Annotated in this window: 20 protein-coding genes; 8 read left to right on the forward strand and 12 right to left on the reverse strand. The window is 64.1% G+C overall.

What is annotated here, in order from left to right; translation table 11 throughout:
• Positions 1-135: 135 nt before the first annotated feature.
• From KVT37_RS29285 to KVT37_RS29295, 3 genes are all read right to left on the reverse strand, one after another.
• Entirely contained in the window at positions 136-987 is an 852-nt protein-coding gene (locus KVT37_RS29285; RefSeq protein ID WP_217578508.1) for a sugar phosphate isomerase/epimerase, read from the reverse strand.
• Between the two features lie 168 nt (positions 988-1,155).
• Positions 1,156-2,343, reverse strand: coding sequence for a Gfo/Idh/MocA family protein (locus tag KVT37_RS29290; RefSeq protein ID WP_217578509.1), 1,188 nt, complete (start codon positions 2,341-2,343; stop codon positions 1,156-1,158).
• A gap of 149 nt (positions 2,344-2,492) precedes the next feature.
• Entirely contained in the window at positions 2,493-3,548 is a 1,056-nt protein-coding gene (locus KVT37_RS29295; RefSeq protein ID WP_217578510.1) for a sugar phosphate isomerase/epimerase, read from the reverse strand.
• A 398-nt stretch (positions 3,549-3,946) separates the two neighbouring features.
• Here KVT37_RS29295 and KVT37_RS29300 point away from each other — a divergent pair, with 398 nt between their 5' ends.
• From KVT37_RS29300 to KVT37_RS29320, 5 genes are all read left to right on the forward strand, one after another.
• Entirely contained in the window at positions 3,947-4,834 is an 888-nt protein-coding gene (locus KVT37_RS29300) for a sugar phosphate isomerase/epimerase (RefSeq protein WP_112096661.1), read from the forward strand.
• A gap of 56 nt (positions 4,835-4,890) precedes the next feature.
• Complete coding sequence (locus KVT37_RS29305; protein ID WP_217578511.1) at positions 4,891-6,060, forward strand: mandelate racemase/muconate lactonizing enzyme family protein; 1,170 nt, start codon at positions 4,891-4,893, stop codon at positions 6,058-6,060.
• Positions 6,061-6,062: 2 nt separating this feature from the next.
• On the forward strand, positions 6,063-6,779 hold the full coding sequence (locus KVT37_RS29310; RefSeq protein WP_217578512.1) for a FadR/GntR family transcriptional regulator: 717 nt from the start codon (positions 6,063-6,065) through the stop codon (positions 6,777-6,779).
• A 158-nt stretch (positions 6,780-6,937) separates the two neighbouring features.
• Complete coding sequence (locus KVT37_RS29315; RefSeq protein WP_217578513.1) at positions 6,938-7,915, forward strand: hydroxyacid dehydrogenase; 978 nt, start codon at positions 6,938-6,940, stop codon at positions 7,913-7,915.
• A gap of 44 nt (positions 7,916-7,959) precedes the next feature.
• Positions 7,960-8,346 (forward strand): DUF6748 domain-containing protein, encoded by a 387-nt coding sequence (locus KVT37_RS29320; protein WP_217578514.1) that lies wholly within the window; start codon positions 7,960-7,962, stop codon positions 8,344-8,346.
• Between the two features lie 22 nt (positions 8,347-8,368).
• Here the strand turns inward: KVT37_RS29320 and KVT37_RS29325 are convergent, their stop codons facing one another.
• Complete coding sequence (locus KVT37_RS29325) at positions 8,369-9,664, reverse strand: amidase (protein WP_217578515.1); 1,296 nt, start codon at positions 9,662-9,664, stop codon at positions 8,369-8,371.
• 118 nt (positions 9,665-9,782) lie between these two features.
• On the opposite strand from KVT37_RS29325, the gene KVT37_RS29330 reads away from it, so the two are divergent.
• A complete protein-coding gene (locus KVT37_RS29330) occupies positions 9,783-10,130 on the forward strand; it encodes a GFA family protein (RefSeq protein WP_217578516.1) in 348 nt (115 codons plus the stop codon).
• A gap of 68 nt (positions 10,131-10,198) precedes the next feature.
• Here the strand turns inward: KVT37_RS29330 and KVT37_RS29335 are convergent, their stop codons facing one another.
• Positions 10,199-11,413: an MFS transporter gene (locus KVT37_RS29335; RefSeq protein ID WP_217578517.1), complete on the reverse strand. Its 1,215-nt coding sequence runs from the start codon at positions 11,411-11,413 to the stop codon at positions 10,199-10,201.
• Positions 11,414-11,584: 171 nt separating this feature from the next.
• Between KVT37_RS29335 and KVT37_RS29340 the strand changes: the two genes are divergently transcribed.
• Positions 11,585-12,553, forward strand: a complete 969-nt coding sequence (locus KVT37_RS29340) for an AraC family transcriptional regulator (protein ID WP_217578518.1) — start codon at positions 11,585-11,587, stop codon at positions 12,551-12,553.
• Between the two features lie 110 nt (positions 12,554-12,663).
• Positions 12,664-13,095, forward strand: a complete 432-nt coding sequence (locus KVT37_RS29345) for a DUF4437 domain-containing protein (protein WP_217578519.1) — start codon at positions 12,664-12,666, stop codon at positions 13,093-13,095.
• Positions 13,096-13,131: 36 nt separating this feature from the next.
• Here KVT37_RS29345 and KVT37_RS29350 read toward each other — a convergent pair whose 3' ends face one another.
• The 7 genes from KVT37_RS29350 to KVT37_RS29380 all read right to left on the reverse strand — a co-directional run bounded on the left by KVT37_RS29350 (position 13,132) and on the right by KVT37_RS29380 (position 19,834).
• The gene (locus KVT37_RS29350; protein ID WP_217578520.1) at positions 13,132-14,217 is read right to left on the reverse strand and encodes an ABC transporter ATP-binding protein; all 1,086 of its coding nucleotides are present in this window, start codon (positions 14,215-14,217) and stop codon (positions 13,132-13,134) included.
• Positions 14,217-15,323 (reverse strand): ABC transporter ATP-binding protein, encoded by a 1,107-nt coding sequence (locus KVT37_RS29355; RefSeq protein WP_217578521.1) that lies wholly within the window; start codon positions 15,321-15,323, stop codon positions 14,217-14,219. The genes KVT37_RS29350 and KVT37_RS29355 overlap by 1 nt, the downstream gene beginning before the upstream one ends.
• Complete coding sequence (locus tag KVT37_RS29360) at positions 15,320-15,541, reverse strand: hypothetical protein (protein ID WP_217578522.1); 222 nt, start codon at positions 15,539-15,541, stop codon at positions 15,320-15,322. Before KVT37_RS29360 ends, KVT37_RS29355 begins: the two co-directional genes overlap by 4 nt.
• Entirely contained in the window at positions 15,538-16,494 is a 957-nt protein-coding gene (locus KVT37_RS29365) for a carbohydrate ABC transporter permease (protein ID WP_217578523.1), read from the reverse strand. Before KVT37_RS29365 ends, KVT37_RS29360 begins: the two co-directional genes overlap by 4 nt.
• Position 16,495: 1 nt before the next feature.
• On the reverse strand, positions 16,496-17,401 hold the full coding sequence (locus KVT37_RS29370; protein WP_217578524.1) for a carbohydrate ABC transporter permease: 906 nt from the start codon (positions 17,399-17,401) through the stop codon (positions 16,496-16,498).
• Positions 17,402-17,467: 66 nt separating this feature from the next.
• Positions 17,468-18,784 carry an ABC transporter substrate-binding protein gene (locus KVT37_RS29375; protein ID WP_217578525.1) on the reverse strand — a complete coding sequence of 439 codons (1,317 nt, stop codon included), beginning with the start codon at positions 18,782-18,784 and terminating at the stop codon, positions 17,468-17,470.
• 354 nt (positions 18,785-19,138) lie between these two features.
• The gene (locus tag KVT37_RS29380) at positions 19,139-19,834 is read right to left on the reverse strand and encodes a TetR/AcrR family transcriptional regulator (RefSeq protein ID WP_217578526.1); all 696 of its coding nucleotides are present in this window, start codon (positions 19,832-19,834) and stop codon (positions 19,139-19,141) included.
• Positions 19,835-19,867: the final 33 nt, after the last annotated feature.

The following is a 19,867-nucleotide window of genomic DNA, read 5'->3' on the forward strand; positions in this document are numbered from 1 at the left end:
TGTCCGAAAGGACGACCAGGATCCACTCGGTCTCCTTCCCACTTCAACCATACACCAGAACCAACACACAGGATCCTTGGGTCTCCGCGTCCGCTTCGCTCCCGCTCCGCCCGTGGATGACGAACGGAGAGGCGCCTACGCGGCAGCCTTCCACCCATCCCTGATATGCCTGTATCCCTCGCGATAAACCGCCTCCGGGCTCTCCGCGAAATCCCGCCAAACCTTCGTCGCCGCCGCGAGGTCCTTCAGCGAGCGGCCAAACGACTCGATCGTCAGCCAGTCGTCATAGCCGCTTTTGCGGATGGCGGAAAAAGTCTCTTTCCAGGGAATGTTGCCGCGCCCCGGCACGCCGCGGTCGTTCTCCGAAATATGGATATGGACGACATTCCTGCTATTGCGGGTATAGGCGCCGATCGGATCGGCCTCCTCGATATTGGCGTGAAAAGTGTCGTACATCGCCTTGATGTGCGGCCGGTCGATCGCGTCGATATGTTCCGACAGATCGGCCATGGTGTTAACCAGATAGCACTCGAAGCGGTTGAGCGCTTCGAGCCCGATGGTGACGCCCTTCTTGCCGGCATGGTCGCCGATGGTGCGCTGCGAGGCGACCGAGCGCTTCTTCTCGGCAGCTGTCGGCCCGCTGCCGGAGAAGGCGCCGAGTGTCGAGTGCAGCGGCCCGCTCAGCCTGTTGGCGCCGAGCGCGGCACCGCAGTCGATCGCCCATTTCATATAGTCGATGCCGGCCTTGCGCGTGGCGGCATCCGGCGAGATCAGGTTCATTGCCGGATCACCCATCGCCGAGACCGCGGTGCGCTCCAGACCGATACGGTGGAGCATTTCGCCGAGCCTCCTGTAGTCGTCGGGCGCGCCGGCAAAGACAGGTATCTCGACGCCGTCGAAGCCGGTCGCCTTGATGTCCTTGAGCAGCGCCTCGTGCTTCTTCGAGACGCTGGTCGTCCACAAGAACATGCACATGCCGATCTTCATCGACACCCCTCCCCATCACCTACGATCTAGGGATGATGAGATTCAGGTCAGGCCGAGTCGAGAACGGTGGCTTCCGAGAACCGGAGCGGAGCGTACTTAAAGTACGTGAGCACCGGAAGCGCAGGAAGCCGCCGTTCACAGGCCCGCCTCACCTGAATATCGGCGCCCCTAGAGCTTCGTCCACGCCCCGTTTTTCTTCGACGATTTCACGCAGGCCTCGATGAACGCCATGCCTTCGACGCCGTCCTCGATCGTCGGGAAGACCACATCCTTAGCCAGCTTACCGCCCTTCCTGCGTGCCGCGCGGATGGCGCGGGCGGCCTCCTGGTAGATGTTGGCGAAACCTTCGAGATAGCCTTCCGGATGGCCGGGCGGCACGCGCGTGACACGCGCCGCGACCGGCATCGCGCCGGCGCCGGCGCGAGTTAAAAGCTGCTTCGGCTGGCCGAACGGCGTGTACCAGAGATAGTTCGGGTCGGCCTGCACCCATTCCAGCCCACCCTTCGAGCCGTAGATGCGCAGTTTCAGCCCGTTCTCATGGCCGGGTGCCACTTGGCTTGCCCAGATCATGCCCTTGGCCGCATGCTTGTTGCCGACCGGCTTGAAGCGCAGCATGACATTGACATTGTCGTCGAGCTGACGGCCCGGCACGAAGGCGTCGAGATCGGCCGAAAGCGAATCCAGCTCCAGCCCGGAAACGAAGCGGGCAAGGTTATAGGCATGCGTGCCGATGTCGCCAAGCGCACCGCCGGCGCCGGCCTGTTTCGGATCGGAGCGCCACGAGGCCTGCTTCTGGCCGGTGGCGGCGAGATCCTCGGTCAGCCAGTCCTGCGGATATTCCGACTGCACGATGCGGATGTCGCCGAGCTGGCCCTTGGCCACCATCTCGCGCGCCTGGCGGATCATCGGATAGGCGGTGTAGTTGTGGGTGAGCACGAACACCTTGCCGGTCTTCTCGACCAGGGCGGCGAGCTTCTTCGCCTCGGCCAGCGAGGTTGCCAGCGGCTTGTCGCAAATGACATGGATGCCGGCCTCGAGGAAGGCTTTCGCGGCCGGCACATGCACGTTGTTGGGCGTGACGATCGCCACCGCCTCGATGCCGTCCGGGCGCTTGGCTTCGGCCTTGGCCATCTCGGCATAGGAGCCGTAGCTGCGTGACGGATCGAGCCCGAGTTCCTCGGCCGAGGCCTTGGCCCGTTCCGGATTCGACGACAGCGCGCCGGCCACCAGCACGAAATCGTTGTCCATGCGTGCCGCGATGCGATGCACCGCGCCGATGAACGCGCCCTGCCCGCCACCGACCATGCCATAGCGGATCGGGCCGCCTCCTGTTTCCGACTTCGATGCGCCGACCATTTTTTCGTCCTCTCCTCTTTGGCTCCTCACCCTCTCCCTTGCGGAGAGGGCCGACGCGCAGCGTCGGGGCGGGGTATAAGGGTCCGCTGCGGCTTGGAATTCAATCCCACCCGGACCCGTGGTCGCGTCTTCTCAAGGAAATTCGCGGGTCAAATCCCCATCATCGCGCGCAGCAGCTTCTTGTCGGTCGTGCCGGCGGCGAAATCGTCGAACGCCTTCTCCGTGACCCGGATGATGTGGTGTTGGATGAAAGGCGCGCCTTCGGCGGCGCCGTCCTCGGGATGCTTCAGGCAGCACTCCCATTCCAGCACCGCCCAGGAATCGTAATTGTACTGGGTGAGTTTTGAGAAGATGCCGCTGAAATCGACCTGGCCGTCGCCCAGCGAGCGGAAGCGGCCGGCCCGGTTCACCCAGCCCTGGTAGCCGGAATAGACGCCCTGCCGCCCCGTCGGGTTGAACTCGGCATCCTTGACGTGGAACGCCTTGATCCGCTCATGGTAGATGTCGATGAACTCCAGATAATCGAGCTGCTGCAGCAGGAAATGCGACGGGTCGTAGTTGATGTTGCAGCGCTTGTGCCCGCCGACCGCGTCTAAAAACATCTCGAAGGTCGCGCCGTCGAACACATCCTCGGAAGGATGGATCTCGTAGCCGACATCGACGCCATTGTCCTCATAGACATCGAGGATCGGCTTCCAGCGCTTGCCGAGCTCGCCGAAGGCTTCCTCGATCAGTCCGGCCGGCCGCTGCGGGAAGGGATAGAGGTAGGGGAAAGCCAGCGAACCGGTGAACGACACCGAGGCATTGAGCCCGAGATTGCGCGATGCCTTGGCGCCGAACTTCATCTGTTCGACGGCCCATTTCTGCCGCGCCTGGGGATTGTTGTGCACCGATGGCGGCGCGAAGCCATCCATCTGCGCGTCATAAGCGGGATGCACGGCCACCAGTTGGCCCTGCAGATGCGTCGACAGTTCGGTGATCTCGACGCCGGCATCGGCGCAGATGCCTTTCACTTCGTCGCAATAGGTCTTGGACGACGCCGCCTTCCCGAGGTCGAACAGGCGTGCGTCCCAGGTCGGGATCTGCACGCCCTTGTAGCCGAGCCCGGCCGCCCATTTGGTGATCGAGGCCAGTGAATTGAACGGCGCGGCATCGCCCGCGAACTGCGCCAGAAACAGGCCGGGACCCTTCATCGTCGTCGGCATCGGCATCCTCCCTCGTTTGTTTTCGCAACCAAGCATAGCGTCGATTGGAGCGAGGGCCAGCCTGTTTGGGCAAACTTACCGGCATCTCAGCGCCATGCCATTCTGGTATTACCAAATCTCGCAAGTCGGTCAAGCGCCTGAAAACCACGAGGAAGCCGCCGCGTTGCCGCCGAGTTTCAAAAATTATCTTATGAAATCAGAGCATTGATCATGCAACTGAGCCTCGCCCTCCCCGTTCTTGCCGCGCATGAAAATTTGCTGTAGAGGTCATCATAGGCCCAATTGGTCGAACCAGTTTCGAAGAAATGCTGGCAACGCCTTGGGGAGGAAACATGCGGCCACCTCGGACGGAGGCGTCGCGGGTGAACGTGACAGGCGAATTCTGGGAAGGATAGACCATGCATCTTTCGACGCACAATTGGATGCGGGCGGAGCCACTCGAGGTGACGCTGAAGCGCATCAAGAAATTCGGCTACGAGTCGATCGAGATTTCTGGCGAGCCCGAGCAGTACAAGACCAAGGAGACGCGCGCGCTCCTGAAGGAGCACGGCATCCGCTGCTGGGGTTCGGTGACGCTGATGCTCGGCGAACGCAACCTCGCTGCCAAGAACCAGGGCCAGCGCGAGCGGTCGGTCCAATACGTCAAGGACGTGCTAACCATGGTGAGCGAGCTCGACGGCGAGATCATCACGCTGGTGCCTGCCACCGTCGGCAAGGTCGTGCCCGACGGCACCGAGGCGGAGGAATGGGGCTGGGTGGTCGACGCGACGCGTGAGTGCTTCACCCACGCCAAGAAGGTCGGCGTCAGGATCGCCGTCGAACCGCTCAACCGCTTCGAGACCTACCTGTTCAACCGCGGCGCCCAGGCGCTCGCGCTCGCCGATGCGGTGAGCCCCGAATGCGGCGTCTGCCTCGACGCCTACCACATCCACATGGAGGAATTTAACGTCTATGACGCCATCCGTCAGGTCGGAAAGCGCCTGTTCGACTTCCATGTCGCCGACAACAACCGCTTCGCCGCCGGCCTTGGCCAGATCGACTGGCCGAAAATCGTGCGCACGCTGAAGGACATCGGTTATGACGGCGCGCTGACCAACGAGTTCGTTGCCCCCGTCGACCGCACGCCGGCCGCGCCCTATCCGGAGATGGTCGAGCGCAATCCGGTCGACATCTCGCCCGAGCAGCTCAAATTCATCCAGGACCACGGCTCCAGCGTGCTCACGGAGAAGTTCTACACCGACCAGATGCGCATCACCGCCGAGACGCTGCTGCCGCTGATCAAGTAGGCCTCCGACTGAACCTGTCCTTTCTGCCCGGTGGGCGGAGAGGCCGAAGGGAAAACATGCGCATCAAAAGCGTCCAGGCCTGGTGGGTCCGTATCCCGATCGAAGTCGCGAGGCAGCATCGCAGCGACTTCGGTCAGGTGACGACGTTCGACGCCGCTATCCTGCGCATCGAAACCGATGACGGCCTGGTCGGCTGGGGCGAAGGCAAGAACGCCGCCGGCAGCGCTGGCAGCTATGGCGCGCTCGTCCACATGCTCAACCACGAAATCGGCCCGCAGCTCATCGGCCGCGATCCGGCCGACATCGGCGTCATCTGGGAAATGCTCTACAACGGCGTGCGGCATGAGACGGCCGCGCATGCCGGCCATGCCATGCCGCAGCTGGCGCGGCGCGGCATGAGCGTGGCGGCGATCAGCGCCGTCGACATCGCGCTCTGGGACATTCTTGGCAAGTCGCTCGGGCAGCCGGTGTGGCGGCTCATCGGCGGCCGCAAGGTCGAGCGCATGCGGGCCTATGCCTCGGGCGGCTGGGCTTCTACCGAGGCCATCGGCGAGCAGTTGAAATCCTACATCGCCAAAGGCGGCTTCAAGGCGCTGAAGATGCGCGTCGGCGCCATGGACGGCGCCCCGCATCTTTCGGCCGCGCGCGTGCGCGCCGCGCGGCAGGCGATCGGGCCGGATGTCGATCTCATGGTCGACGCGCACGGCACCTACACCGTCGCCGAGGCCAAGCGATTCATTGGTCTCACCGCCGATCTCGACCTTGCCTGGTTCGAGGAACCGGTGATCGCCGACGACAAGCCGGGCATGGCCGAAGTGCGCGCCTCGGGCTCCACGCCGATCGCCACCGGCGAAAGCGAGGCGACGCGCTACGCCTTTCGCGATCTGGCGGTGCTGAAATCGGCCGACATCTTCCAGCCGGATCCCGCCTTCTGCGGCGGCATCAGCGAGGCGATGAAGATCGGCACCCTCGCCAGCGCCTTCAACCTGCGCTTCGCCCCGCATCTGTGGGCCGGCGCGCCCTGCTTCTTTGCCGGGCTGCATGTCTGTGCCGCCTCGCCCGCCAGCTTCATCATCGAATATTCGCTCGGTGCCAATCCGATGATCCACGACCTCGTCGAGGAGACTGTCGAAGCAAAGGACGGTATGATAGCGATCCCTGAAAAACCTGGATTGGGATTCACCATCTCCGAGCGGTTCCTGGAGGCGCACGCGCAACGTATTTGACGATGAAAGAAAAGAACCTTCTCGCGGAACTTGCCGCCTATCTCTTCTCCAACTCGGACAACGAGTCCGGCCGCACGCCGTCCGAGCGCGAACTGGCCGAGCATTTCGGCGTCAGCCGCGGCCAGATCCGCGAGGCTCTCGCCATCCTCGAGGCCATGCGCATCGTCGAGCGTCGCGCCAAGTCCGGCATCTATATCGACACCAAGCAGGCGAGCGTGGAAGCGCTGGCGCTTTTCGCCCGCGCCGGCCTGCCGCTCGATCCGGTGCAGATCTACGAAACGGTCGAGCTGCGCAAGATCCACGAGATCAAGGCCGCCGAGCTGGCTTGCTCGCGCGCCACGGAAGAAAATTTCGAACGCCTTCGCGAGATCCTGAAAGCCTCGGAGGAGCGCATCGCCGCCGGCGAAGGCCTCGCCAAGGAAGACCGCGAATTCCACCTCGAGATCGTGCGCGCGACCAAGAACAGCGTCTTTCACAACATCTGCAGCGTCTATTACCTGATGGGCGAGCAGCGCCTGCCGATCTATTTCAACGACCCCGAACGCAGCGTCCGTTCGCATGCCGAGCATATCCAGATCTACGAGGCGCTGCTGCGCCGCGACGGCAATCTCGCCCAGGCCTTGATGAACGCCCATTTGCAGGGCGCCGAGAGCTACTGGAAGGGAATAATCGAAGGCCGCGGCAGCGAGCCGAAAAGCGCGGCGCTGGAAAAGGCCTGAGCAATTTCCAGGAAAAGTGTGAAACGGTTTTCCGTCCGGAATTGCGTGAAACAACGAGACAGGGCAGTTCGCCGTTTCCATAAACGGTGAAATGCCGTTGAGCATTTTGCAGCCAAGCGTTTAGCTTGGCGTCGCACAAATGCGGAAATGGAACGCCCATGCGCAAAATCCTTTCGACGCACCCGCTGCATCCGCGCGCCACGGCCATGCTGGCGGGCGCAGGCCGGCTTGCAATCGCTTCGGCGCTCGATCCCAAGACACTGACCAGCGAAGCCCACGACGCCGACATCGTCATCGTGCGCGCGCCGCTGCCGCTGGAGCTGTTTCAAGGCGCGGCGAATTTGCGCGCCGCGATCCGCCACGGCGCCGGGGTCGACATGATCCCGGTCGAGGCGGCGACCGCCGCCGGCGTGCTGGTCGCGAACGTGCCGGCGGTCAACGCGCGCTCGGTCGCCGAGCATGTGATGTTTACCGCGCTGGCTTTGCTGCGGCGCTTCCGCGTGATGGACCGCGACCTGCGCGCCAAGGGCTGGCTTGCCGGGCGCGAGCATGCCAATTCGACCAGCGAGTTGGCCGGCAAGACTATCGGCATCGTCGGCCTCGGCGCGGTCGGCCAGGCCGTCGGCCACATCGCTGCGCACGGTTTCGACCTCAATGTCGTGGCGACCACGCGCAGCCTGCGCCCGGCGCCCGAGCGCGTCGGCTTCCTGTCGATCGACGCGCTTGTCGAGCAGAGCGACATCATCGTGCTTTGCTGCCCGCTGACGGAGGAAACACGCGGCCTGATCAGCCGCGAGCGCATCGCCCGCATGAAGCCCAACGCGCTGCTGATCAACGTCTCGCGCGGGCCGGTGGTCGACGACGAGGCGCTGATCGAAGTTTTGCGGACGGGTCGCATCGGCGGCGCCGCGCTCGATGTCTTTTCCACGCAGCCGCTGCCGCCCAACCATCCCTATTTCGGCTTCGACAATGTCATCGTCACTCCGCATATGGCCGGCATCACCGAGGAATCGATGATGCGCATGGGCGTCGGCGCGGCGAGCGAGGCGCTGCTGGTGCTGGCCGGCAAGCTGCCCGTCAACCTGCGCAACGCGGAAGTCATCGAGCACTACCGGCGACGCTTTCCGGCTGGCTGACGCTCGCCTCAATTTTCCCGGATTTGACGACGACCTTCGTGTAAATGCGCAAGCGTGTCGCGAACCCCCTCATGATCGCTATTTGCTGTCTATCCGCGGCCGCAGCCCGCGCCGACGCACAAGGCAGCTACGTGCCGTGCGACAACGGCCTGCGCTGTGTGACGGCGCCCTGCCCTTCGACCAGTGCGCTCGACCTCGCCTCCGGCAAGATCATCAAGGGTGTGTCGGTCGACATTGACGGCCTACCGCAGCAGGACAGGGCTCTCGACCTGGCGGACAAGCTTTATGTCGGCAAGCTTGTCGTTGCTGGCACGATCGAAAACCGGCCGCATACCTTCAACGGCAAGCAATACAGCCTGCCGACGCTGGTGGCGACCGGCATTGAGCGCGCGGCGAAGGACGGCGAGCGCGGGCACTGCTCGGCGCGCTGAGGCTCGCGCCTCGCGGGCGCATTCAACCTGCAAGCAAAACCTCAACGGTCGCTGCAATCGCCAGCAACCGCCGATCTTCCCCATGCCTGCCTACCAGCATCAATCCGGCCGGCAGCTTGGTGCCGGGCATCGGCAGCGAGATCGCGCAGAGATCGAACTGGTTGGCGACTTGCGTGTTGCGCAAGAGCAGCCCTTCGGTCCTGTCGCGCCGCGCCTCGTCACCGGCCATGGCGGCAAGGGACGGCGCAAGCACCGGCACGGTCGGCAATGCCAGCATGTCGACCGGCTCCAGGCGCTCCGCCATGGCCGCCACGAGCTCGCCGCGACGGCGGATCGTGCGGATATAGGCCGAGGCGGGAATGGCCAGCGCGCGCGACAACGGCCCGGTGACATGCGGATCGACCGGCACCGGAGCGCCGCCAGCCAGCCAGTCGGCATGCACTTCGGCGCCTTCCATCGACGCGATCGTGCCGCGTTTGGTTGCCAGGCGCATCTCGGCGATGAGATCATCGATGGACAGATCGGCGGCGCGGGCGCCGGCCTGCCCGATCTTGTCGATGCAAGTCTCGAAAGCCGTGGCTACTTCGGTTTGTGTCTCGCCGAACAGCACGCCGCGCGGGATGCCGATGCGCAAGGTCGCGAGCGGGACCGGCTGAAGCGCTGCGGGCTCTTCACCCGCCATGATCGCATCGGCGATCGCGCAATCGGCGACGCTGAGGGCAAGCGGCCCGATCGAATCCAGCGTCATCGACAGCGGAAAGGCGCCCGCCAAAGGCACGCGCTTCGCCGTCGGCTTGAAGCCGACGACACCGTTGAGCGAGGCCGGAATGCGCACCGAGCCGCCGGTGTCCGAACCGATGGAGATTTCACTGGTGCCCTCGCCGACCGCGACGCCCGCCCCCGACGACGAGCCGCCCGGGATCAGGCTGGCGTCGGCGGCATTGCCCGGCGTGCCATTGTGCAGGTTGTCGCCGATCGCGGTGAAGGCGAATTCGGTCATGTTGGTCTTGCCGAGGATGACGGCGCCCGCCTGACGCAGCCTTTGCACGATTGCCGCATCCCGCGTCGCCGGCGCGGCGCCGGCGCGGATCAGCGACCCGGCCGCCGTCGGCTCGCCGGCGACATCGAACAGGTCCTTGATCGAGACGATGCGCCCGTCGAGCGGCCCGAGGCTCACACCGGCCTCGCGGCGGGCATCGGACGCGCCGGCGGCTGCCCGCGCCGCCTCGGCATAGAGCTTCGTGTAGACCTTCTCGTCCCCCGCGCGATTGGCAAGACGTGACAGGATGATTTCAAGACGGTCGCGGACGGATTGCATTTTCGATGTCGGGCCCCGCAAAATTGCAACGTCTTTTAGGCACGGCCTGATGTTGGGCCGGCGAAGAGATAACCCGGCAAGCGTGCTTTTGCATCCTGCCAGCGATAGGAAGATGCTGATGCTGTACAAAGGCGGTTGCCACTGCGGCAAGGTGGCATTCGAGGTCCAGGGCGAGCTCGGCATGGCCGTGCGCTGCAACTGCTCGATCTGCCGGCGCAAGGGCGCGCTGCTATGGGCCGTGCCGCATGACAAGCTCAATCTGGTCGCCTGGGGCGACGATCTCGGCCGCTACACTTTCGGCAAGACCCAGATCGCGCATCGTTTCTGCCGCACCTGCGGCATCCATCCGTTTGCCGAGGATGTCGGCCAAAGCAGCGAACGCTCCGCCTATATCAACATAAACTGCCTGGACGATATCGACCCTACCGCCATCGAAATCTTCGAGTTCGACGGCCGCGCGGCCTGAGCGACAGGCAACGCAATCGGCCCGGCGCTCCTGAGAGCCGCCGGACCGATGCTTGAGAGAGCGAGCGGCTACTCGGCGGCCTGCTTCGGTCCCATCAGGAAGGCCACCAGCGCTGCGAGCAAGGTCGCCGCGCCGCTATAGCCAAAGGCGCTGGCGACGCCGGCATGATCGACCAGGAGCCCGCCGACGATGGCGCCCAGCGCGATCGCCACCTGGAAGGTCGCGACCATCAGGCCGCCGGCACTCTCGGCCTGATCTGGCGCCGCTCGCACCAGCCAGGTCTGCAGCCCCACCGGCACGGCGCCGAAGGCAAAGCCCCAGGCGGTGACTGCGACCGCCGCCGCGATCGGCGAGGCGCCGAGCACCAGCAACGCCACCGCCGACAGGGCGATCAGCAGCGGAGCCAGGCCGACGGCCATCTTGAGGTTGCGCTCGGCGAGGAAGGCGCCGGCGAAATTGCCGAAGAAGCCGCCAATGCCATAGGCGAGCAGCACCAGCGAGATGGTCTCGATCTTCATCGCCGGAACCGTCTCGAGGAACGGCCGCACATAGGTGAAGCCGGCAAACTGTCCGGACGCCACCAGCAACACCACCAGCAGCGCCACGCGGATCATCGGCCGCTTCAGCACCGCGATCAGCGTGCGGAAGCTTGCGACGGTTGCCGGCGGCAGGCTGGGCAGAGTGGCGAGCTGCACCAGCAGCGCCAGCGCGCCGACGACCGCCGCGATCATGAAGGCGGTGCGCCAGCCCCAGATATCGCCGACATAGGCGCCGACCGGGGCGGCGGTCACGGTGGCGACCGAGACGCCGGTCAGGATGATCGACATGGCGCGCGGCATCAACCGCATCGGCACGAGCCTGAGCGCCATGGCGGCCGACATCGACCAGAAACCGCCAAGCGCGATGCCCAGCACGACACGGGCAAGAAGCAGCATGGTGAGCGAGGACGCGAAGGCGGCAAGCAGGTTGGAGACGATCAGCAGCGCGGAGAGCATCCACATCACCAGCCGGCGGTCGAGCCACTTGGTGATGATCGCCATGGTCGGCGCCGCGATCGCGCCGACGACCGCCGTCGCCGTCACCGCCTGGCCGGCGGCGCCTTCGCTGACGCCGAGGTCCTGCGCCAGCCGCGTCAACAGGCTGGCGGGCAGGAACTCTGCGGTGACCAGGCCGAAAACACCGAGCGCCAGCGAGACCACCGCGCCCCATGCCGGTTCCGTTCGTTCCTCCGGTTCGGTTTTGACGAGGGCGGCGTCGATGGCGCCCGTGGCGGGTTCGGTCATGGCAAATTCTCCGCTCTGTCTGCGGCGCCAGCTAGGGGATAACCAGTCATGGGCTCCACCCGTTACATGCCTGGCGGGCGGCTCGTCAGTTGATCTGGTTGCGGCGCAACATTTAGCTGCAGTGCAACATAGGGAGTGACCGACTGGAGTTTCCATGCTAGAAACGCCGAAATGAATTACAATTCGTCCAAAACCACTCTGCAGGCTTCCGGCGACCCGCTGACCGATATGCTGCGCGGATTGCGGCTCGACGGCGTCGATTACGGGCGCTGCGTTCTGGGCGAACCCTGGGCCGTTTCCTTTCCCGCGCAGAAGGCGGCGCGTTTCCATTTCATCGGGCAGCAGGGCTGCTGGCTGTTCTCGCCGGCAAAGGAATGGATAGAGCTCTCGGTCGGCGACGCGCTGCTGATCCCGCGCGGCGCTGAACATGTGCTTGCGAGCGCGCCCGGCGTTCCGCCGGTGCCGATCGGCCGCTACACCATCGAGCCGGTTTGCGAGAACATCTATGACGTCTCAAATGGCTGCGACGGCAACAAGACGCTGCTGTTTTGCGGCAGCATGCATTTCAATCTCGACGGCTCGCATCCGCTGCTGGAGATGATGCCCGACCTGATGCAGGCGCATAAGCTGATGGCGAACGCGCCGGGCATCCAGCATCTGCTCGACGCGATGGCCGGCGAGGTGACGATGGACCGCGTCGGCTCCGGCGGCATCCTCGCTCGACTGGCTGACGTGCTTGCCGCCACCATCATCCGCTCCTGGGTGGAAAATGGATGCGGTGATGCCACCGGATGGATCGCCGCCGTGCGCAATCCGGATGTCGGCAAGGTGCTCGCCGCCATCCACCTGCAGCCGGAGCGCGACTGGACGGTCGAGGCGCTGGCCAGGATGATGGGCGCCTCGCGCTCCGCCTTCGCGCAGCGCTTCGTCACCGTCGTCGGCGAGACGCCGGCTAAATATGTGCTGCGCGTGCGAATGCACCAGGCGCGGCAGTGGCTTGCCCGCGACAGCATGCGGGTTTCGGTGGCGGCGTCGCGGCTGGGCTACGATTCGGAGGCCTCTTTCAGCCGCGCCTTCAAGCGGGTGATGGGCGTGGCGCCGAGCCATTTCCGCAACATCGCAGGCGACGAACCAGCCTAGGCATCGCCGGTCCACGGGCTGCCAGGCTGGAGGAATTGCCAAGTCTTTTGGACGCCGCGCCATTCCGCGCCGGCCGGCACGGCATAAGCTCAATGGCGGAGGAAATCGCCATGCCCAATCATCTCGCATCGCTTGCATTTGCAGTAGCCGCCATCCTGCCGGGCCGGGCTTTTGCGCTCGAAGACAGCTACTTGCCCGCCGACAAGATCCCCTACGCCGTCGAAGCGCCGGGCCAGCCACAGCGCCTTGGTGCGCTTTGGGGCGAGCGCGCAAAAGGCCCGGCCGGAACGTTGCTGAAAGTTCCCGGCAACTGGCGCGCGCCCGTCCACGCCCACACCGCCGACTACCGCGCCGTGGTCATCAAGGGCCTGTGGGCGCACTGGCAGATGCAAGGCGGCGAAGCGACCAAGGTCGAGCTGCCGCCCGGTTCCTACTGGACCCAGAAGGCAAACGAGATGCATGACGATGCCTGCCTGTCGGACACCGAATGCGTGATCCTGTTGATCAACGACACGCCTTATGAGACCTACCTGCCGAAATAGGCGCAGGTCGACAGCAAACAGCCGCGACGCCGGACTCTATCCGGCGTGCCGCAAGCTGACGCCGCTGCCCTTGTCGAACATCACCACTTTGTCGGGGTTCCAGGCGAAGCGCACCGGCTGCTCGATGGCGACAGCTGTCCGCGCCGGTACGGTGGCCCGCAGCATCGTGTCGCCGACCCTGAGCGTCACGATCTTCTCGACGCCGTGGTTCTCGACATCGTGGACCTGCGCTTCGACCGGCGCGCCGCTTTCCAGATAGACGTCCTCCGGACGGATGCCGAAGACGAGCGGGCGACCGTCGGCCGCTCCGCTCGCCTTGGTCCCCCCTGATAGCGGCAGTTCGAAATTCATCGGCGCCATTACCGCGCGGTTTTCGACCAGTCTGCCGTCGATGAGGTTCATCGGCGGCGAGCCGACGAAGCTCGCGACATAGGTGTCGCGCGGATTGTTGTAGATCTCCTGCGGCGTGCCGGTCTGGACGATGCGGCCATGGTTGAGCACGCCCACCTTGTCGCCCATCGACATCGCCTCGATCTGGTCGTGGGTGACGAACAGGAAGGTGGCGCCGAGCTGCATCTGCAGGTTCTTGAGTTCCGTGCGCAGCGCCTCGCGCAGCTTGGCGTCGAGCGCCGACAGCGGCTCGTCCATCAGGAAGACGCGCGGCTTGCGCACGATGGCGCGGCCGATCGAGACGCGCTGCATCTCGCCGCCGGAAAGCCGGTCGGTCTTGCGGTCGAGCAGATGCTCGATCCGGAGCGTGCGAGCCGCGCGCGCGACGCGGTCCTTGATTTCGGCGTCCGGCAGCCGGCGGATCTTCGGCTTCAGCGGGAATTCGAGGTTCTCGCGCACCGTGTAGCGCGGATAGAGCGAATATTGCTGCAGCACCAGTGCCACGTCGCGCTCCGCCGCGCCCCATTCGGCGACATCGACGCCGTCGATGAAGACCTGGCCCTCGGTCGGCTTTTCGAGCCCTGCGATCAGTCGCAAAGCCGTGGTCTTGCCGGCGCCGGTTTCGCCGAGCAGCACGAAGAACTCGCCGTCGGCGATGTCGAGGTTCAAGCCCGTCAGCGCGGTGTGGCCGCCGAACTTCTTGGTGATGTTCCTGAGTTCGATATGGGCCATTACAGCCTTACTCCGAGTGACTTGCCGCTTGCCGTGTCGAAGAAATGCGCCTGCTCCGGATCGATGCGGACATGCACCTTTTCGCCCGGACCCGAAACGTAGCCCGCCTTGGTGCGGGCGCGCAGCATCTTGGAGCCGACCTTGAGGTCGACGATGTCGAAGGAACCCAACGGCTCGATGATGTTCGCCTCGACTGGAATGTAGCCGGGCGCCGCATCGTGCCGTACGAGCACGCCCTCCGGGCGGATGCCCAGCGTCAGGCCGCCATTGGCTGCATGCCCGTTGAGCTTGGACAGGAGCTGGCCCGGGAACTCGAAGCCGGCCGGCGCGTCGCCGACCGTGACCGAGGCGGCGCCGGCCTGATCCGCGACGCTGGCCTCGGCGATGTTCATCACCGGGCTGCCGACGAATTGCGCCACGAACAAATTAGCCGGATGCGAATAGACATCATCGGGCGTGCCGACCTGCTGGATGAAGCCTTCATGCATGATGACGATGCGGTCGGCGAGGCTCATCGCCTCGATCTGGTCGTGCGTGACATAGATCGTCGTCGACCCTTGCTTGACGTGCAGGCGCTTGATCTCGGCGCGCATCTCCTCGCGCAGCTTGGCGTCGAGCGCGCCGATCGGCTCGTCCATCAGCATCGCCTTCGGCCGCCGCACCAGCGCGCGCCCGATCGCCACCCGTTGCATGTCGCCGCCCGAAAGCGCCGACGGCCGCTTGTCGAGCAGGTCGGTGATGCGCAGGACCCTTGCGACCTCGCGCACCGACTTGTCGACCTCGCCGCTGCTCATGCGCGTGGCGCGCAGCGGAAAGGCGACGTTCTCGTACACCGTCATATGCGGGTAGAGCGAGAAGGACTGGAACACCATGGCGATGTCGCGGTCGGCGGCCTTGAGGTGCTGCACCGCTTTGCCGTCGATCAGGATGTCGCCTTTGTCGATCGTCTCCAGCCCGGCGATCGCGCGCAGCGTCGTGGTCTTGCCGCAGCCCGACTGTCCGAGCAGCACGATGAACTCGTTGTCGGCGATGGCGAGGTTCAGATTGTGGATGACCTGGACGGCACCGAAGAATTTCTCGATGCCGCGAAGTTCGATCTGTGTCACTGCCGGGCTCCCTCATGCGCCGCGGCGCCGGTTTCCTCGCTCTGCTCCGGTGCGATCTTCGACGTGATGTTGAAGCCGATCAGGCCGGCCAGGATGATCGTCACGCCGTAGGAATGCAGGTTGAGGCTCCATGGCTGGCAGAGCGCGACGATGCCCAGCACCATCAGGATCTGCGAGGCCGGGAACAGGTACTTCTCGTTGATGGCGCGAAAACTCATTTGCGGATCGCTCCGAACGTCACGCCGCGAAGCAGATGGTTGCGCAGCAGGAAGGTGAAGATCGCGACCGGCAGCAGGAACAGGAAGGTGCCTGCCGCGATCGTGGTCCAGTCCGGCAGGCCGGAGCCGATCTGCGACGGGATGAAGGGCGGCGCCGTCTGGGCTCGCCGGTTGGTCATGATCAGCGCGAAGGCGTATTCGTTCCAGGCGGTGATGAAGCAGAACACGGCGGTGGCGGCGATGCCGGTCGCCGCTTCCGGCAGCACGATCTTGAAGAAAGCCTGCATGCGCGTGTAGCCGTCGACGAGCGCCGCTTCCTCATACTCCTTCGGGATCTCGTCCATGAAGCCCTTCATCAGCCAGACCGAGAAGGACAGGTTGAAGGCGACATAGAGGATGATCAGGCCGATATGCGAATCGTTGAGACCGACCATCCGGTACATCAGGAACATCGGGATGGCGACCACCACCGGCGGCAGCATGCGCGTCGACAGGATGAAGAACAAAAGATCCGCTTCGCCGGCGATCTTGAAGCGGGAAAAACCATAGGCGGTGAAGGTTCCCATGCCGACGGCGAGCACCGTGCTGATGACCGCCACGATCAGGCTGTTCATGAACCGATTGGGATATTGCGAAAGCTGCACGTCGTTGCCGACCTTCAGCACCCGCTCGCCGCCGTCATAGATGCGCTTTTCCCACCACGGCGCGGCCTCGTAGACCTGCGGGTCGACGGGCTTCTGCATCTGCACGCGCTTGGTGAACAGACGGATGAACGGCGTGACCTCCGGCTCGAACAGCACGGTGGGCGGCACGCTGACGGCGAGCTCCTTCGGCTTGAACGCCGTCGAGGCGATCCAGTAGATCGGCGCCAGGAAGATCAGCGTCGCGATCAGCACCGCGGCAATCGCGATGCGGTTGAAGGCGACTTCGGAAGAAGTGCGGACGGCGGCCATCTCAGCGCTCCTTCACCTTGTTGAGGTACTTCACGTAGAGGTTGGTGATGGCCAGCACCATGATCAGCACGATGTAGGCCAGCGCGCAGGACTTGCCCGTGTCCCACTGCTGGAACGCCTGTTTGTAGAGCCGGATCGCGATCAGTTCGGCGGTCGGCTGCGTCGTCATCGTGTAGGCGATGTCGAAGGTCTTGAAGGCTTCCATGGTGCGGAAGATCAGCGCGATCAGAAGGATGGGCGAGACCAGCGGCAAGGTGATGCGGGTGAAGGTGTACCACCATCCGGCGCGGTCGATCGCGGCGGCCTCGTAGAGATGCTGCGGCACCGCCGACAGGCCGGCGAGCGACAGCAGCATGACGAAGGGCGACCACATCCAGATATCGGTGATCGCGACCGCGTAGAGCGCGCTGTCGGGATTGGAGAGCCAGGCGAAGTCGCCAAGGCCGAAGACGTAGTTGATCGGGCCCCAGGACGGGCTGTAGAGCAGCTGCCAGAACAGGCCAACGACCGCAGCCGACATCATCATCGGCAACAGCAGCAGCGTGGTGATCAGGCCCTTCATCGGAAAGCTGCGGTTGAGCAGCAGCGCAAGGCCGAAGCCGACGATCATCTGCCCGGCCACCGAAACGATGACATATTTCGCCGTGATGACGAAGTTCGACCAGATGTGGTCGTCGCTGAGCAGCTCGCGATAATTCTGCAAGCCGACGAACTGCCATGGCTCGCTGCGGTTCGCGGCGAAGTTCGTGAAGGAATAGCCGAGCGAATAGATCAGCGGAAAGATGTTGAAGACGATCAGGAAAACCAGCGTCGGGATGATGAACAGGTTGCGGATGGTCAGATCCGACCAGCCGCGCGCGGCGGCCCTTGAGGCCGGATCAAGATGGGTGAGGGCTACCGAAGCCAACGAATGTCTCCCTGAAAACAGGAATGCCGGAGGGGAAACCCTCCTCCGGCATTCTGACTGTGGTGCTTACTTGTAGCGGTTGTACTTGGTGAACGTCGCCTTCCAGTCGGCGGCGGTCTTGTCGAGCGCTTCCTGGGCTGTGCCCTTCCCGCCGACCACGAACGGATAGATGTTCTGGTTCAGCTGATCGAGCACTTCGGCGTATTCAGGCGTCGCCCAGAAGTCCTTGACCATGAACATCGTGTCGTAGAACGCCTTGTTGTAAGGCGTGGCCTTCTGAAAGGCTTCCGACTTCAGCACGGCCTGGCTGCAGGTGTAGCCGCCGAGCTCGGCCCACTTCTTCTGGGTCTCGTCCTTGATGAACCATTCGAGGAACTTCATCGCCTCGTCCTTGTTCTTCGAATACGAGACGACCGAAACGCCCTGGCCGCCGAGAGCGGCGAAGCGCTTTCCGTCCGGGCCGGCCGGGTTGGCGAAGAAGCCCGTCACGTCGGCGTATGGGTTGGTGGCCTTGTTCACCAGCGGCGGGAAGAAGGCGAAGAAGTTCATGCTCATCGCGGCGAGGCCGCCGGTGATCGCCTGGTTGTCCTCCACGAAGAAGGTCTTGCCCCAGCCGGGAGGCGTGAACTTGTAGAGCTCCTTGTACATGTCGAGGCCGGCGGCGGCCTCTTTCGAATTGGTGATGCCGTCGACCTTGTAACTTGCATAGTCGCCGAGATCGCCGCCGTAGCTGAAGATGGCGCTTTCGACGCCCATCGCCATCGCGTCATAGGAATTGTCGGTGTAGATGGCGACGCCGTAGCGCTTCTGGTCCGGACGGTGGAAGAACTCGGCGATGTCGCGCAGCTGCGCGTAGGTCGTCGGCACGGCGAGGTCGTACTTGTATTTCGCCTTGAAGGCTTCCTTCTCCTTCGGGTCCTCGAACCAGTCCTTGCGGTAGGACCAGCCGATCGCATCGCCTTCCAGCGGGATCGCCCAGTATTTGCCGGAACCGCCGGGATATTCGGCGTAATATTTGATGGTCGCGGGCGCCATCACGTCGGTGAGCTTGTGCTGGTTGAAGAAGTCGGTCAGGTCGACATAGTGGCCCTGCGTCGAACCGGCGCCCAGCCATTGCGAGTCGCCGACGACCAGATCGTAGGCGTCGCCATGAGCGTTGAACTCGGTGAAGGCCTTGGTCTGGAAATCAGGCCATGGCGTCGTCTGAACCGTGACCTTCACGCCGGTCTCGGCCGTGTAATCATTGACGAGTTCCTGCAGATAGTTCGCCGGATCCCATTCCGCCCAGAAGATGGTGAGTTCCTTGTCCTGCGCGCGGACGGATGTCCCGCAGGCAAGCGCCAGCCCGATACCAGCAATCACGCTGGTCACTATCTTGCGCATAGTTTTCCTCCCTTGTGCGCATTCTACCGCGTCATGCGAGCCGGCAGCGAAACCGGCCCTGGTAGTTCCTCCTGTGATGGCACCTCTCCGGTTCCAGGCCTCCTCGCCCCTGCCGGAAATGGATCGCAGCCCTTCACTTTTGATCCGCTTTATCCGTCTTGATCTGGTATTACCAATTCCGGCTTGGCGTCAAGCGCTTTCTTGAGGCGACGGAACCAGCCACACAAGCCAAACATCGCGATATCTGTCTGTTTTGCCTTGTTTTTCCTACTATTTGATATGTGTGACCCTTGTCACGGGCGGCTCATCGCAACTAACATTCAAAACTGCTCACGCAATCTGGTCGAACCAGATTTAAGCGATTGCAGTCTTCGAGGCCGCCGGGATTCCTGCCGATCCAACCCCTGATTCCGCCATCGCGGCGCGAACCAGCGCGCCAGCCGCCCATTGCGCCACCGACATCATCTCGGTGCTGTCCAGCCCCCAGATATCCTTCAGCACCGTCACCACCTCGACGCCGAACATCAGCGACAGCGCCTGGGCAAGGCGCCTCAGCTGGCGCGGCTTCAGGCGGCCCTTGAGCGGCGCGATCGCATCTTTCAGCAGGTCGACGCGATGGCCGCGCGTGAAGGCAGGCTCCGATCCGAGCGTGCCGGCCTGACGCCGCGCCCATTGGTCGAGGGACAGCTTCAATGCCGCCTTGAAGGTCGCCTCGAAGGCCTCGATGCGCGGCATCGCGGTGGCAAACAGATCCGCCACGCGCCGCTCGGCATCGTTCGACGCGGATTTCCAGGTCAGGATAGGGCCGAGCCCCTCATCGACCACAGCCTGCACCAGCGCTGCCTGGCTTGGGAAATACCGGTAGGCGGTCGCGCGCGACACCGCCGCTGCCTCCGCGACCTCGCTGACCGAAGGCGTCATGCCGGACTGCATCAGCCTTGTCGCCGTTTCCAGCATCAGCCGCCTGGTGCGGGCGCGCGCCCCCCTCTCGACGGCCGGCACCGGGGCGGCCTCGTCATTGGCGGCGGCTTGTTGACGTGAGACATCCATATCAATACGATACGCGCGTCTCAAAAATTTGCA

It is taken from the genome of Mesorhizobium sp. GbtcB19, from assembly GCF_019091085.1.
GTDB lineage: Bacteria > Pseudomonadota > Alphaproteobacteria > Rhizobiales > Rhizobiaceae > Mesorhizobium.

Bases quoted from the DNA above. Each gene is read 5' to 3' on its own strand.
- KVT37_RS29320 (WP_217578514.1), top strand. From the start codon at position 7,960: ATGCGCAAGCGTGTCGCGAACCCCCTCATGATCGCTATTTGCTGTCTA.
- KVT37_RS29300 (WP_112096661.1), top strand. From the start codon at position 3,947: ATGCATCTTTCGACGCACAATTGGATGCGGGCGGAGCCACTCGAGGTG.
- KVT37_RS29295 (WP_217578510.1), bottom strand. From the start codon at position 3,548: ATGCCGACGACGATGAAGGGTCCCGGCCTGTTTCTGGCGCAGTTCGCG.
- KVT37_RS29365 (WP_217578523.1), bottom strand. From the start codon at position 16,494: ATGGCCGCCGTCCGCACTTCTTCCGAAGTCGCCTTCAACCGCATCGCG.
- KVT37_RS29330 (WP_217578516.1), top strand. From the start codon at position 9,783: ATGCTGTACAAAGGCGGTTGCCACTGCGGCAAGGTGGCATTCGAGGTC.
- KVT37_RS29305 (WP_217578511.1), top strand. From the start codon at position 4,891: ATGCGCATCAAAAGCGTCCAGGCCTGGTGGGTCCGTATCCCGATCGAA.
- KVT37_RS29335 (WP_217578517.1), bottom strand. From the start codon at position 11,413: ATGACCGAACCCGCCACGGGCGCCATCGACGCCGCCCTCGTCAAAACC.
- KVT37_RS29375 (WP_217578525.1), bottom strand. From the start codon at position 18,784: ATGCGCAAGATAGTGACCAGCGTGATTGCTGGTATCGGGCTGGCGCTT.
- KVT37_RS29290 (WP_217578509.1), bottom strand. From the start codon at position 2,343: ATGGTCGGCGCATCGAAGTCGGAAACAGGAGGCGGCCCGATCCGCTAT.
- KVT37_RS29380 (WP_217578526.1), bottom strand. From the start codon at position 19,834: ATGGATGTCTCACGTCAACAAGCCGCCGCCAATGACGAGGCCGCCCCG.
- KVT37_RS29340 (WP_217578518.1), top strand. From the start codon at position 11,585: ATGAATTACAATTCGTCCAAAACCACTCTGCAGGCTTCCGGCGACCCG.
- KVT37_RS29325 (WP_217578515.1), bottom strand. From the start codon at position 9,664: ATGCAATCCGTCCGCGACCGTCTTGAAATCATCCTGTCACGTCTTGCC.
- KVT37_RS29310 (WP_217578512.1), top strand. From the start codon at position 6,063: ATGAAAGAAAAGAACCTTCTCGCGGAACTTGCCGCCTATCTCTTCTCC.
- KVT37_RS29285 (WP_217578508.1), bottom strand. From the start codon at position 987: ATGAAGATCGGCATGTGCATGTTCTTGTGGACGACCAGCGTCTCGAAG.
- KVT37_RS29345 (WP_217578519.1), top strand. From the start codon at position 12,664: ATGCCCAATCATCTCGCATCGCTTGCATTTGCAGTAGCCGCCATCCTG.
- KVT37_RS29350 (WP_217578520.1), bottom strand. From the start codon at position 14,217: ATGGCCCATATCGAACTCAGGAACATCACCAAGAAGTTCGGCGGCCAC.
- KVT37_RS29360 (WP_217578522.1), bottom strand. From the start codon at position 15,541: ATGAGTTTTCGCGCCATCAACGAGAAGTACCTGTTCCCGGCCTCGCAG.
- KVT37_RS29315 (WP_217578513.1), top strand. From the start codon at position 6,938: ATGCGCAAAATCCTTTCGACGCACCCGCTGCATCCGCGCGCCACGGCC.